Below are 14,608 nucleotides of genomic sequence, written 5' to 3'. Positions count from 1 at the left end.
ACTACATTCGGAATAAAAATCACTTTACCATCTGGCGCTTTTGCCACTGATACACCTTTTGCACCGGCATCAAGGATTTGCACGTTTTCGAATACGATTCTATCTGTTCTCTTTTTTACCATGACGCAAAAATAAGAATAGTTATGCGGATTAGATAAATTATTTTACTTTTATAACAAAATTTTAAAGTAATGACAAAATATTTGGCACTTTTACGAGGCATAAACGTATCAGGACATAACATGATTAAAATGGATGCCTTAAAAAAAATGCTAGAAAATATGGGGTTTCAAAATGTAGAAACGTACATTCAATCGGGTAATGTTTTTTTGGAATCGGAAGAAGAGAATGCAGCAGGTTTAGGATTTAAAATCAAACAAGAAATTTCAAAAGTATTTGGCTATGATGTTCCTGTTATTATGGTTTCTAAAACGGATTTAGAATTGTGTTATAAAAACAATCCTTTTTTGAAAGAAAAAGCATGTGACACCAAGAAATTATATGTAGCTTTTATTTCAAAAGAATTGACAGCTGTAGCTTTAAATGATTTGAAAATAAGTAATTTTAAACCAGACGAAGCGACTATTGATACTGCAAGAATTTACATTAAATATGCTATTGGCCCCGGAAAAACCAATTTAGACCAGAAATACATTGAAAAAAAATTAAACGTTGTAGCCACTATAAGAAATTGGAATACGGTTACAACATTATTTGAGATGTATAACGGTTAGAAATTCCAAAATTTCAAAACCCAAAACTCAAAACCCAAATCCCAAAACCCAAAACTCAAATTCCAAACTTAATTTCTCTTTTTGGAATTTGGAATTTGAAATTTTGGAATTTATATTTTGGAATTTGGAATTTATATTTTGTAATTTTACACGAATATGGATGATTTCTCTCCAATAAGTAGGAATTGCGATTTGACAATCAATAAAAACAAATCATGTCAATTATAGAAAAAAGTAGCCCAGCTGAAATGATTGCATTAGAAAATCAATATGGCGCACACAATTATCATCCGTTGCCAGTTGTATTAAATAAAGGAGAAGGCGTTTTTGTTTGGGATGTAGAAGGAAAAAAATATTACGATTTTTTATCTGCCTATTCTGCAGTAAATCAAGGACATTGTCATCCAAAAATTGTGGGTGCAATGATGGAACAAGCACAAACACTTGCCTTAACTTCAAGAGCTTTTTATAATGATAAACTTGGCGTTTATGAAAAATATGTAACCAATTATTTTGGTTTTGATAAGGTTTTGCCAATGAATACAGGCGCTGAAGCAGTAGAAACGGCTCTAAAAATTTGTAGAAAATGGGCGTATGAAAAAAAGGAAATAAGCGAAAATGCAGCACAAATTATTGTGTGTGAAAATAACTTTCACGGAAGAACCACTACTATAATTTCGTTTTCAAATGACGAAAACGCACGAAAAAATTTCGGACCTTTTACAGATGGATTTATAAAAATACCTTATGATGATATTGATGCCTTAGAAAAAGCAATTGCTTCTTCGCCAAATATTGCAGGATTTTTAGTCGAACCAATTCAAGGTGAGGCCGGCGTTTATGTACCATCTGAAGATTATATAGCGAAAGCAAAAGTATTATGTACTAAATATAATGTATTATTTATTGCAGATGAAGTACAAACGGGTATCGCAAGAACAGGTTCGTTGTTAGCTGTTTGTGGAAACTGCACTTGTGAAAAGTCTTGTGAAAAGCAAAGCACCTATGTGCAACCTGATATTTTAATATTAGGAAAAGCAATTTCTGGTGGGGCGTATCCAGTTTCGGCTGTTTTGGCAAATAATGAAATAATGAATGTAATACAACCTGGACAACACGGCTCTACCTTTGGAGGAAACCCTGTAGCGGCTGTAGTGGCTATGGCCGCTTTAGATGTGGTTTCAGAAGAAAATTTATCTCAAAATGCCCGTAAATTAGGAAAAATATTTAGAGAAGAATTACACAAATACATTCAAACTTCCACTATTGCAACATTAGTTCGCGGAAAAGGTTTGTTAAACGCGATTGTGGTAAATGATACCGAAGATAGTGATACGGCTTGGAATATCTGTATGAAATTAGCTGAAAATGGATTATTGGCAAAACCAACGCATGGTAATATTATTCGTTTTGCACCACCTTTAATTATAACAGAAGCACAATTATTAGATTGTGTAGCTATCATTACCAATACTTTAAAAGAATTTGAAAATTAATTTATTATGGAAAACGAAAAACAAATACAAAATGAAAATTTTGAAAATCAACTGACTAGTGCTGCAGTTGGATTTTTACAGGAAAGTGCTAAATGGTCAAAATTTATGGCTATTATTGGTTTTATAGGCATTGGTTTAATGGTATTAGTTAGTCTTTTTATGGCGATTGGCTTTAGTGCTATCGGAGCTTCTACTATGCCTGAATTACCTTTTTCAATGTCAGCTTTCTCGATAATTTATGTGCTTTTTGCAGCTATTTATTTCTTTCCTGTTTATTATTTATATCAATATGCTACAAAAACCAGTGCTGCTTTACATTCGAAAAACAAACAACAATTAACAGATGGTTTAGAAAATTTAAAATCGCACCATAAATTTTTAGGAATTTTTACTTTAATTTTAGTTTCCTTATATGGCTTTATATTTGTCTTTGCTATTTTAGGAGGAATACTATCATCTTTCAGATAGGCGAAAGCATAAACATAAAAAAACCGACTTATAATTAAATAAGTCGGTTTTTGTTTTGTAGTAAAAATCTTAGAAATGTAACGTCAAGTTGATTGAAGTAATACCTACATTACCAAATCCAAAGTTTGAATTACTTCCACCTTCTGCAGTTACTGCAGCACCAGTACCTACTTTACTGGTAGTTTCAGATTTTCCTTGTACATCAAAACCTACTCTGTAAGTATATTGAGCGCCAATAGCAAATTTAGGGAAAATAAAGTATTCAGCTCCTAAGAAACCTTGAACACCTAATCCTAATCCTAAACCTGATTTGTTTTCAGTGCTACTTACGAAAGTTCCATTCGCAGCTACTGTATTTGTAGTTTCATTGCTGCCAGAGCTAATGTTAATTAACGCGTCAGCACCATAAAAACCTTGAAGACGAGTAGAACCTTTTCTCCATTCTTTACCTAAACCAGCAGTTAAGTCAAATGAACTACTTTTAACTTCTTCATTGTTTAATCCAACTACATTACTTACTGTGTTTGAACCAAATCCTAAATTCGCAACTACTCTGTGAGCCATTTTGTCAGAAATGAATTTTTTCCCTACAAATGCGTTGTTTGTCACATAATCTACAGAAGGAGCTACATTATTAGTGTTGCCATTAAATGCGTTACCTGCATATCCGAAAAGTCCATCAGCGTTAAAACTAATAGCCCAATCTCCAGCAACTGGTAAATAAGCTTCTCCTTTTTTAGATTTTAAATCTTGCGCATTAACAAAAGTTAATGATAATACTGCCGCAGCAGTTAGTAATACTTTTTTCATAATTTGTTTATTTTTAAAAGTTATGAGACAAATATAAAATGTTTTTTTTAAATAATAACACTTATTTATTAGGTTATTAACATTTATATTAACATTTTTTTTAAACATTATTCAAAACAAAATATTTACGAAAACGTTGTAAATATAATCTTTTAGAAGAAAATATAATTTTAATTAGTTTAAGTTATTAACATTTTATAAAAAGTCTATTTTTAATATCTTTACATTTTGTTAACAAAAATTTGTGCTTTTGTGCTTTTTCTTGATAAAAAGTATTTTTATTTAGTATTACTATTATCATTAAATTAGTAATACATAAAGAATTTAAATAAAAAATAAGTAAAAACTGATGAGATGGGTGTTACTTTTTTGATTTTGTTCTATTTTTTTCTACTAAGTGAAATGCAAAACAAAACTAAATTACTAATTAAACGGAGCTAAAGGATAATTAAACAAAAAAGGGCATAAAAAAATCCTACATTTCTGTAGGATTTAATAAGTGGGCAATGAGGGGTTCGAACCCCCGACCCCCTCGGTGTAAACGAGGTGCTCTGAACCAGCTGAGCTAATTGCCCCAATAAAGCACTACTTTCTTAGTGCGTGTGCAAATATACACCTGTTTTTGGTTTTTACAAATAAAAAACCAAAAAATTATATTATTTCTGAAACCACAAAGTTGCTACCGCCAATAAAAATAACATCTTTATTAGAGGATTCGCATAATGCATTTTTGTATGCTTTTGAAACAGAGGCATATGTATTGCCAAATAATTGATATGATTTCGCTTTTTCTTGAAGTATAGTTGCGTTCAAGCCTCGCTCGTTTTTTGGTTTACAAAAATAAAAACTGGCATTTTTTGGAAATAGTGGCAAAATCGCATCTAAATCTTTATCATTTACTACACCTAAAACAATATGTAATTGGTTGTATTTCTCTTTTCTTAATTGATTCATAACCATTTCAAGTCCGTTAGCGTTGTGAGCTGTGTCGCAAATTACTTTTGGATTTTCTTGTACAATTTGCCATCTTCCTTTTAAATGCGTATTGTTTACAACGTTTAAAATACCATTTTTGATGTTGTCTTCAGATATTTTAAATTCAGATTTTAAATTTCTAAATACTTCTATAACTGTTTTTTTATTCTTTATTTGATAGTCGCCAAGAAGTCCACAAGGATAATCTGGATGGTTTTCATCTTGTGCAAAATATATATCCGAGTTGTTTTTTGTAGCCGCTTCTAAAAAAACAGGTTTTGTTTCTGGAGTATATTCTCCAATTACTACCGGAATAGTTGGTTTGATTATTCCTGCTTTTTCAATGGCAATTTTTTCTAAAGTATCGCCCAGAAACTGAGTGTGATCTTTTCCAATATTTGTAATTACAGAAAGCAAAGGCAATATTACATTTGTAGCATCCAGCCTGCCGCCCATTCCAACTTCAATAATAGCAATATCAACTTTTTTATCTGAAAAATATTGAAAAGCGAGTCCAACTGTCATTTCAAAAAAACTTAATTCAGTAGTTTCAAAAAACGACTTATGTTTTAAAATAAATTGGTGTACGTAATTTTTGGAAATTTTCTTCCCATTTATTGTAATTCGTTCCCTGAAATCTTTCAAATGCGGTGAAGTGTACAAACCAACTTTAAATCCGGCTTCCATAAATACAGAAGCAATCATGCTACTTGTTGAACCTTTCCCATTCGTACCAGCAACGTGAATGGTTTTAAAATTTCTTTCTGGATGGTTCAAATGGGCTGTTAATAATATGGTATTGGTTAAGTCTTCTTTATACGCAGCAGCACCTATGTTTTGAAACATGGGAAGTTGATTGAATAACCAATTGATAGATTCTTTATAGGTCATATTTTTTTGATATTTTTAAAGAAAATGTTCTTCAGCAAAATAAAATATACTTTTTTTAGTTTTATACTTTATAGAAAAATGTATCTTTATTGCAAATTTCAAAAAATTAATTAAGAATAGTATTACTTATGATCGGATTTTTTTTACAAACTACCGTAGACACTGTTGCACAAGCTGTAACAAATGTAGCAAATACAAATACAACACCTGTTAACGAAGGGATATCAGTTTTTGAATTCATTTTAAAAGGTGGTTTTTTCTTAATACCAATTATTATTTTGATGATTTATACCATTTATTTAATAGTGGAAAGGTATTTATATATCGCTAAAACTACAAAAAACGATGATTTTCTGCTTAAAGAAGTGCGTACGCATTTAAATGGCGGAAACATAGATTTAGCTGTTGGTGCTGCAGAACGCATAAATAATGCTACAGCAAGAGTTGTAAAAGAAGGAATCTTAACGATAGGAAGACCAATTTCTGAAATCGAATCGAATATGGAGCGTATGGCTCAAATTGAATTAGGTGAAATGGAACGTAAAATGGGACAATTAGGTTTAATTGCTGGTATGGCGCCAACACTTGGTTTTGTGGGAACTATTTCTGGAGTAATTAAAATTTTCTATAGCATTTCAATTACAGAAAACATTAGTATTGGAAATATTTCTGGCGGATTATACGAAAAAATGATTTCTTCTGGAGCTGGACTTATTGTTGGGTTAATAGCTTATGCGGGATATCATTTATTGAATGGGAAAATTGACCATTTTATGTTGAATGTTCAAAAACAAGTATTGGAATTTGTAAACATAATTCAGCGACCAAATGGCAATTAAAAGAAACAGACGATTTCATGCAGAAGTTCATGCGTCCTCTATGAGTGACATCATGTTCTTTTTGCTGTTGTTTTTTCTAATTATCTCTACATTGGCGAATCCGAATGTGATTAAAATGACATTGCCAAAATCGAAAACAAACGAAAAAACAAACAAACAATTTATAAGTATTTCAGTTACTGAAGACAAGGCATTTTTCATTGATAAACAGCCAGTTAATTATGATGATTTAGAAAAAGAATTGTTAGCAAAAATTGGCACAGATAAAGAGCAAACAGTCGTAGTTCGAATTCCGTTTAATTTGCAAGTACAAGATTTAGTTGACGTGCTTCAAATTGGAGTGAAGAACAATTTGAAGTTTGTGATTGCGACTAATCCTAAGTAAAAATAGTTAGTTAATTTTCTAATAAAAATAAGTAAAAGTCTTTTTTTGATACATATTTGCTTTTTATTATTTGTGTAATCTGTGTTTAAAAATTACTTTTGCAGAACAACACATTCACATTATGTATAAATTATTTTTACGTCCCATACTTTTTTGTTTCGATCCTGAAAAAGTGCATTATTTTACCTTTTCATTGGTGAAATTCATCTCTAAAATCCCATTTGTAACTTCAATTATAAAAGCGATTTATGTAATCGAAGACAAACGATTAGAAAGAGAAGTGTTCGGATTGAAATTTAAAAATCCAGTTGGATTAGCAGCAGGATTTGATAAAGACGCTAAGTTGTATAACGAATTATCTGATTTCGGATTTGGATTTATAGAAATTGGAACATTAACACCAAAATCACAAGACGGAAATCAGAAGAAAAGATTGTTTCGTTTAAAGTCAGATTCGGCAATTATTAACCGAATGGGTTTCAATAATGGCGGAACGGAAGCCGCAATTTTAAGACTAAAGCAAAATAAAGGTGTTTTAATTGGTGGAAACATCGGTAAAAATAAAGTCACACCAAATGAAAACGCTACAGATGATTACGTAATCTGTTTTGAAGCCTTATACGATTATGTTGATTATTTTACAGTTAATGTAAGTTCTCCTAACACTCCAAATTTACGTGAGTTACAAGAAAAAGAACCATTGACAAAATTATTGCAGACTTTACAAGATTTAAACAATACGAAAGTTAAGACGAAACCAATTCTTTTAAAAATTGCACCAGATTTAACAAATGAACAATTATTAGATATTATTGATATTGTAAACGAAACTAAAATTGCAGGTGTAATTGCAACCAACACCACTATTTCTCGTGACGGATTAACGTCAGAAAATAAAGTTGAGGTTGGTGGATTGTCTGGTAAACCATTAACGAAACGTGCTACAGAAGTCATCAGGTTCTTATCAGAAAAAAGTAATAAATCCTTCCCAATTATAGGAGTAGGAGGAATTCACACGGCTGATGATGCCATCGAGAAATTAAATGCTGGTGCGTGTTTGGTTCAATTATACACAGGTTTTATCTACGAAGGGCCACAATTGATAAAAGACATTAATAAGAAGTTGTTAGGTTAATATGTCAATTCGACAATTAGTCAATATGACAATTATAGTTTATCGGCACATTGAAAATTGACACATTGAAAATTAAATAAGATGAAATTAGTCTTCGCATCAAACAATAAAAACAAAATTGCTGAAATTCAACAACAAGTGGGTTCTCAATTTGAAATTGTCTCTTTAGAAGAAATTGGTTGCTTTGTGGATATTCCGGAAACGGCTGAAACGATTGAAGGAAATGCGATTTTGAAAGCCAATTTTGTATCTGAAAATTTTAGTTTGTCTTGTTTTGCTGATGATACAGGTTTAGAAATTGAAGCATTGAATAACGAACCAGGCGTTTATTCGGCGCGTTATGCAGGTGATCAAAAAAATGCAGAAGACAATATGGATTTGGTTTTGCAGAAATTAGCTACTGAAACCAACAGAAAAGCTCAGTTTAAAACTAGTATTGCTTTAAATATCAATAACCAACAACATATATTTGAAGGCGTCGTAAAAGGTGAAATTACTTTGGAAAAGATTGGAAATCAGGGTTTTGGCTACGATCCAATTTTTCAACCTGAAGGATTTTCAACCACTTTCGCAGAAATGAATATAGAACAAAAATCGATTATCAGTCATAGAGGAATTGCGGTTCAAAAACTGTTACACTTTCTTAAAAACAAATAAAATGTATTGTAATTTTAATGTTACTATACGAATTATTACTTCTTTGCTATGTTAAGCAATCGTAACTTTCTGAAAATCAATAACAAACAAATTAGTTATATCCGATTTTAAATCCTACCTTTGCACCCAATTTAAAAATATATAATGAATAAATTTGAGCAATTAGGGTTAAACGAATCGTTGTTAAAAGCAATAAGTGATTTAGGATTCGAGACCCCGTCGGAAGTACAGGAGAAGGCTATACCACTATTATTGGAAGATGACACAGATATCGTAGCTCTTGCCCAAACAGGAACAGGAAAAACCGCAGCTTTTGGTTTTCCGCTAATCCAAAAAATTGACCCATTCAACAAGCAAACACAGGTTTTAATACTTTCTCCTACAAGAGAATTGTGTTTGCAAATTACAAACGAGATTAAATTATACTCAAAATACATCGACGGTTTATATACTGTTGCCGTATACGGTGGCGCGAGTATTCATGATCAAGCGCGTGATATTAAGCGAGGCGCACAAGTAATTGTGGCGACACCGGGTAGAATGCAAGATATGATTAACAGAGGCATGGTGAATATAAAAAACATCAGCATCTGTGTTCTTGATGAGGCAGACGAAATGTTAAACATGGGTTTTTATGAAGATATTACAAGTATCTTATCAGACACACCAAAAGACAAAAATACATGGTTATTCTCGGCTACAATGCCGCAAGAAGTAGCCAGAATCGCTAAAGAATTTATGAGAAACCCGCAAGAAATTACGGTAGGTCATAAAAACTCTAGTTCTGCAACCATTTCTCACGAATATTATTTAGTTAATGCACGTGATAGATACGAGGGATTAAAAAGACTAGCTGATGCGAATCCAGATATTTTCTCCGTAATTTTTTGTAGAACAAAAAGAGATACGCAAGCGGTTGCAGAAAAATTAATTGAAGACGGGTATAATGCTGCTGCATTACACGGAGATTTATCGCAAGCACAACGTGATGGCGTAATGAAATCGTTCCGTGGAAGACAAATTCAAATGCTAGTTGCGACTGACGTGGCAGCTCGTGGAATTGACGTAGACAACATTACACACGTAATTAATTATCAATTACCAGACGAAATTGAAACCTATACACACCGTTCAGGCCGTACAGGTCGTGCCGGAAAATCAGGTATTTCGTTCGTAATTATTACAAAAAGTGAAATCAGAAAAATTCACTCAATTGAGCGAATTATCAAAACCAAATTCGAAGAAAAATCAATTCCTTCTGGAATGGAAATCTGCGAAATTCAGTTGTTACACTTAGCCAACAAAATTAAAGATACAGAAACAGATCATTCAATTGATACGTATTTACCTTCAATTATGGAATTGTTACAAGACATTCCTAAAGAAGAATTAATCAAGAAAGTAATTTCTGTAGAATTTAATCGTTTCCTAAACTACTATAAAAAATCTAAAGATTTAGCTTCTCAAGATGGTTCATCAAGTAGAGCTGAAATTCCATCTGATGGTACGGTAAGATATTTTATCAATATTGGTACAAGAGATGATTATGACTGGATGACTTTAAAAGATTATCTACGTGATACTTTACAAGTAGGTCAAGACGACGTATTTAAAGTTGACTGTAAAGAAGGTTTTTCTTTCTTTAATACCAATGCTGATTTAGCTGAAAAAGTAATGGAAGTTTTAAATGCTGTGAATATTAACGGCAGAAAAATTAACGTTGAAATTTCTAAAAACGACGGAGGCGGACGTAGAGACCATAACGGAAGAAGTGGTGGAAGATCTGGCGGAAGCGGATTCTCAGGAAGACGTGAAGGTGGAAGTTCAGGTGGATACAGAGGAAATTCTGGTGGTGGAAATCGCGAAGGCGGAGGATACAGAGGAAATTCCGGTGGTGGAAACCGAGAAGGTGGTGGATACAGAGGAAATTCTGATGGTGGAAATCGTGAAGGCGGAAGTGGTTTCAGACCAAGAACTTCATCAACTGGTTCAAGCGATAGAAGATCATCGTCATCTGATTCTCGCGATAGCGGAAGAAGAGGTGAAGGTCGTTCTTCATCTGAAGGTCGCTCAACAGAAAGAAGAAGTTCTGGCTTTGATAGCGCAAAAAGAACTCCAAGAAGATCAAATGACTAACTTTTTAGTCTAAACATATTAATCCCGTTTCGGTTTATTCGTTTCGGGATTTTTTATGCTATAAAGTCAAACTTTTTTATAATCTTATGTTAACAATATTCAACATTAAAAATAAAATCTTATTTTTGTATAAATATATTTTCAGATGAAAAAAATAGCTTTCCTTTTTTTAATTTTAAGCACCGTATTTGGGTTTTCTCAATCCGATTCTTTGCAATTTAAAATTAAAGGAAAAATTATTGAATTGAAAACTAAAATGCCTATTGCTAGAGTAACGGTTTTGAATAAAAACTCGACTGCTGTAGTATTGGCTTCTGAAAATGGCGAGTTTGAAATTTCAGCTAAAATTAACGATAAATTATTATTCTCTCATTTAGGATATACTTATGCTGAGGTAGAAGTGAATCAGAAATGGATGTCTGGAAATAAAATCATTTCATTAATTGAAAAGGAAAATCAAATTGAAACTGTTTTGGTAACCAGTTATACCTTAACGGGTTACTTAGAAATTGACACAAAATTAATTCCGGTTAATGAAAATTATCGTTACAACATTGTGGGTTTAAATTTAGGTTATGAACCAGGAATGAAGGCCAAAAACGCCACAGAAAATTTATTAAAATCATTATCAAATCCAGTAGATTTAGTGTATTCTTTATTTAATTCTAAAGAAAAAGATTTTAAAAAATTAATAAATTTAAAAAATGATACGCATTTTTCTGCCATTCTAAGTAGTAATACCAATAGAGAAGTTTTGGTGATGTTATTGCAATTAGATAAAAATGAAATTGATAAAATATTAGAAAAATGTAATTATTCTAAAAATTTCATTACCACAGCGAGTGATTTACAAGTATTAGACGCCTTAGCAACATCTTATAATGATTATAAAGTTTTGAAGAGAAATTGATTAAGTCAAAAGTCAGAAAGTCAAAAGTTAGAAAGTCAAAAAGTCAAGTAGCTTTTACAACTCCTAACTAATTTTGAACACTATTTAAAAACTGCTTTTCAATATACGCAATATCTTTTATTGTTTTTCTAGTCCAATCCAATCGTTTTTCTAAAACTTCTTCTTCTGTAAGTTGCCAGTTAATATCCGATTGTCGCATTCTATTTGTAATATCTTGAATTACCAACGCTGCGGAAACGGAAATATTTAAGCTTTCAGTAAAACCAACCATTGGAATTTTAATAAAACCATCCGCTTGACGCATTACTTCTTCTGAAAGTCCATCAATCTCAGTTCCAAAAAAAATTGCTGATTTTTTCGAAACATCAAATGTATCCAGCAAACAGGAATCATTATGAGGTGTGGTGGCAATTATTTGATAACCTTGTGCTCTTAAACTCGCCATACAACTTTTCATATCTTGATGTTGGTTAATGTCTACCCATTTTTCTGCGCCCATTGCAATTTGTTTGTCAATCGCTTTTCCGTAACGTTGCTCTACAATATGTAAATTTTGAATACCAAAAACCTCACAACTTCTCATTACAGCACTAGTATTATGTAGTTGATATACATCTTCCATAGCAATAGTAAAATGATTGGTTCTATTTTTTAGCACTTCAATAAATCTGTTTTTTCTGTTTTCAGACATGAAGTTTTCTAAATATTCTAATAAAGCGAGTTTGTTTTTTTGCATTTCGTTTTAATTTGCCGCAAAGTAACAAAAATTATATAAAAGAAAATGGTTGAATTGCCACCATCAATTTTTGAATTTATATTATTTTAAAATTAATTTTTTAAAAAACACCTAACTAATTTCGGAATACTACTCACTAATTTGTAAATTTGCACCTTTAAAAACAACACAACATCATGCAATTAACCGTATTAAATGCCGTATCGCCAATTGACGGACGCTACAGAAGTAAAACAAAATCGTTGTCAGCTTATTTTTCGGAAGAAGCTTTAATTAAGTACAGAGTTTTAGTTGAGGTAGAATATTTTATTTCTATGTGTGAATATGATGTACCACAATTACAAGGTGTTGACAAAAATGTGTTTGGAAAATTGAGAAATATTTACGAAAATTTTTCAACGGATGATGCGCTTTGGATTAAAGAAACAGAAAAAACTACCAACCACGATGTAAAAGCAGTTGAATATTTTATTAAAAAGAAATTTGACGAATTTGGATTGGAAAAATTTAAAGAATTCATTCACTTCGGATTAACGTCTCAAGATATCAACAATACAGCCATTCCGCTATCTACAAAAGAAGCTTTTGAAAATGTCTATTTGCCAAGCTTAATAGCGATTGTTCAGAAATTAAAAGAACTTGCTGTTGAATGGGCTGAAATTCCATTACTGGCTCGTACTCATGGGCAACCTGCATCTCCAACTCGTTTAGGAAAAGAAATTTTAGTTTTTGTAGAACGTATTGAAGAACAAATGCGTTTGTTGTTCAATGTGCCTTTTGCAGCTAAATTTGGTGGTGCAACTGGAAATTACAATGCGCATAAAGTTGCCTATCCTAACCACGATTGGAAAGCATTCGGTTCCCAATTTGTGGAAGAAAATTTGGGATTACGCCATTCGTTTCCTACTACACAAATTGAACATTATGATCATTTTGCTGCGTTTTTCGATGCGTTAAAGCGTATAAATACAATATTAATCGATTTAGATAGAGATATTTGGACCTACGTTTCTATGGATTATTTCAAACAAAAAATTAAAGCGGGTGAAATCGGTTCTTCTGCTATGCCACATAAAGTGAATCCTATTGATTTTGAAAATTCGGAAGGAAATTTAGGAATTGCCAATGCTATTTTTGAACATTTATCTGCAAAATTACCACTTTCAAGATTACAACGTGATTTAACTGACAGCACAGTTTTACGTAATATTGGTGTGCCAATTGGACACACACTTATTGCCTTTGAATCAACATTAAATGGGTTGAATAAGTTATTGCTAAATGAAGTAAAATTCGCAGAAGATTTAGAGAAAAATTGGGCAGTTGTTGCAGAAGCTATTCAAACGATTTTACGAAGAGAAGGCTATCCAAACCCATATGAAGCTCTAAAAGATTTAACAAGAACGAATACAGTTATCAATAAAGAATCAATTCATGCGTTTATTGAGTCGTTGAACGTTTCTAACGATATTAAAACAGAATTAAAAGCGATTACACCAAGTAATTATTTGGGGATATAATGATTGAATTAGTTTCAAGATAATAAGTTTAAATCCTGCTGATTCATTTTAGTGGGATTTTTTATAAGAACTCACCATGTTGAGTAATATCTAAGCCTAATTCTTCCTTTTCAGTACTTACACGTAATGGCGTAATTTTATTTACTACATAAAACAAAAAGTACGACATTCCAAATGAAAAGGCAGATACAATTAGTAATACAATAACATGGTTTATAAACAATTTGGTTTCACCAAAAAACAATCCTTGGTTTTCAATAGCCGGATTAATTGCTTTTGAAGCGAATACAGCTGTTAATAACATGCCAATCATTCCACCTACACCATGGCATCCAAAAACATCTAAAGCATCGTCAATTTTACCTTTTGGAAAATTAATAACCACAATATTACTAATAATACTACTTACAATTCCAATAAAAATTGCATGTGGCATGCTCACATATCCTGCAGCCGGAGTTATAGCTACTAAGCCAACAACAGCCCCTATACATGCTCCCATAGCTGAAATTTTATGTCCAAGAATTTTATCCCAAAACACCCAAGCCATTGAGGCAGAAGCAGCAGCAATGGTTGTAGTAGATAAAGCCTGAACAGCCAATCCGTTTGCACCAAGTGCAGAGCCTGCATTAAACCCAAACCATCCAAACCATAATAAACCAGTTCCTAGTAAAACATATGTAATTCGGGCCGGACTTGTTTTTTGATTTTTTCTTTTACCCAAAAATATCGCTCCAGCCAGTGCAGCCCATCCTGCACTCATATGTACCACTATTCCTCCTGCAAAATCTAAAATTCCCATTTTAAAGAAAATTCCATTTGGATGCCAAGTACAATGTGCTAAAGGTGTATAAATAAAAATAATGAATAAAACCATAAACAATAAATACGCCCAAAAACTAATTCTCTCTGCAAA

At 32.1% G+C, this 14,608-nt stretch carries 14 protein-coding genes and 1 tRNA gene; 10 read left to right on the top strand and 5 right to left on the bottom strand.

The genetic code is table 11. The features are described 5' to 3' along the window. Positions 1-191 precede the first annotated feature (191 nt). The 3 genes from ACIQ2I_RS04365 (at position 192) to ACIQ2I_RS04355 (ending at position 2,698) form a co-directional block, all read left to right on the top strand. Complete coding sequence (locus tag ACIQ2I_RS04365) at positions 192-734, top strand: DUF1697 domain-containing protein (RefSeq protein WP_396181210.1); 543 nt, start codon at positions 192-194, stop codon at positions 732-734. A gap of 215 nt (positions 735-949) precedes the next feature. Then, positions 950-2,230 (top strand): ornithine--oxo-acid transaminase, encoded by a 1,281-nt coding sequence (rocD, locus tag ACIQ2I_RS04360; RefSeq protein WP_396181209.1) that lies wholly within the window; start codon positions 950-952, stop codon positions 2,228-2,230. A 6-nt stretch (positions 2,231-2,236) separates the two neighbouring features. Further along, the gene (locus ACIQ2I_RS04355) at positions 2,237-2,698 is read left to right on the top strand and encodes a hypothetical protein (RefSeq protein ID WP_396181208.1); all 462 of its coding nucleotides are present in this window, start codon (positions 2,237-2,239) and stop codon (positions 2,696-2,698) included. Positions 2,699-2,767: 69 nt separating this feature from the next. On the opposite strand, the gene ACIQ2I_RS04350 is transcribed toward ACIQ2I_RS04355, so the two are convergent. The 3 genes from ACIQ2I_RS04350 to ACIQ2I_RS04340 all read right to left on the bottom strand — a co-directional run bounded on the left by ACIQ2I_RS04350 (position 2,768) and on the right by ACIQ2I_RS04340 (position 5,374). After that, positions 2,768-3,508, bottom strand: a complete 741-nt coding sequence (locus tag ACIQ2I_RS04350) for a hypothetical protein (RefSeq protein WP_396181207.1) — start codon at positions 3,506-3,508, stop codon at positions 2,768-2,770. Positions 3,509-4,008: 500 nt separating this feature from the next. Further along, positions 4,009-4,083: transfer RNA gene (locus tag ACIQ2I_RS04345), tRNA-Val, on the bottom strand. 76 nt (positions 4,084-4,159) lie between these two features. After that, complete coding sequence (locus ACIQ2I_RS04340; protein ID WP_396181206.1) at positions 4,160-5,374, bottom strand: bifunctional folylpolyglutamate synthase/dihydrofolate synthase; 1,215 nt, start codon at positions 5,372-5,374, stop codon at positions 4,160-4,162. A gap of 128 nt (positions 5,375-5,502) precedes the next feature. Here ACIQ2I_RS04340 and ACIQ2I_RS04335 point away from each other — a divergent pair, with 128 nt between their 5' ends. The 6 genes from ACIQ2I_RS04335 (at position 5,503) to ACIQ2I_RS04310 (ending at position 11,436) form a co-directional block, all read left to right on the top strand. Then, the gene (locus tag ACIQ2I_RS04335; RefSeq protein ID WP_396181205.1) at positions 5,503-6,213 is read left to right on the top strand and encodes a MotA/TolQ/ExbB proton channel family protein; all 711 of its coding nucleotides are present in this window, start codon (positions 5,503-5,505) and stop codon (positions 6,211-6,213) included. After that, a complete protein-coding gene (locus ACIQ2I_RS04330) occupies positions 6,203-6,598 on the top strand; it encodes a biopolymer transporter ExbD (protein ID WP_353079577.1) in 396 nt (131 codons plus the stop codon). Before ACIQ2I_RS04335 ends, ACIQ2I_RS04330 begins: the two co-directional genes overlap by 11 nt. A 121-nt stretch (positions 6,599-6,719) precedes the next feature. Next, positions 6,720-7,733 (top strand): quinone-dependent dihydroorotate dehydrogenase, encoded by a 1,014-nt coding sequence (locus ACIQ2I_RS04325; protein ID WP_396181204.1) that lies wholly within the window; start codon positions 6,720-6,722, stop codon positions 7,731-7,733. 81 nt (positions 7,734-7,814) lie between these two features. Next, positions 7,815-8,390, top strand: coding sequence for a non-canonical purine NTP diphosphatase (locus tag ACIQ2I_RS04320; RefSeq protein ID WP_396181203.1), 576 nt, complete (start codon positions 7,815-7,817; stop codon positions 8,388-8,390). A 144-nt stretch (positions 8,391-8,534) separates the two neighbouring features. Next, positions 8,535-10,526, top strand: a complete 1,992-nt coding sequence (locus tag ACIQ2I_RS04315) for a DEAD/DEAH box helicase (RefSeq protein ID WP_396181202.1) — start codon at positions 8,535-8,537, stop codon at positions 10,524-10,526. A gap of 145 nt (positions 10,527-10,671) precedes the next feature. Then, positions 10,672-11,436: a carboxypeptidase-like regulatory domain-containing protein gene (locus tag ACIQ2I_RS04310; protein WP_396181201.1), complete on the top strand. Its 765-nt coding sequence runs from the start codon at positions 10,672-10,674 to the stop codon at positions 11,434-11,436. Positions 11,437-11,503: 67 nt separating this feature from the next. Here ACIQ2I_RS04310 and ACIQ2I_RS04305 read toward each other — a convergent pair whose 3' ends face one another. Continuing rightward, positions 11,504-12,172 (bottom strand): TrmH family RNA methyltransferase, encoded by a 669-nt coding sequence (locus ACIQ2I_RS04305; RefSeq protein ID WP_396181200.1) that lies wholly within the window; start codon positions 12,170-12,172, stop codon positions 11,504-11,506. Positions 12,173-12,348: 176 nt separating this feature from the next. On the opposite strand from ACIQ2I_RS04305, the gene purB reads away from it, so the two are divergent. Beyond that, entirely contained in the window at positions 12,349-13,692 is a 1,344-nt protein-coding gene (gene purB / locus ACIQ2I_RS04300) for an adenylosuccinate lyase (protein ID WP_396181199.1), read from the top strand. 61 nt (positions 13,693-13,753) lie between these two features. Here the strand turns inward: purB and ACIQ2I_RS04295 are convergent. After that, the coding region (locus ACIQ2I_RS04295; RefSeq protein WP_396181198.1) for an ammonium transporter at positions 13,754-14,608 on the bottom strand (855 nt) is incomplete at its 5' end.

Source organism: Flavobacterium sp. (assembly GCF_044368995.1).
Lineage (GTDB): Bacteria > Bacteroidota > Bacteroidia > Flavobacteriales > Flavobacteriaceae > Flavobacterium.
Note: the sequence above shows the minus strand (reverse complement) of the source record. Positions and strands in the feature narration are given on the sequence as shown.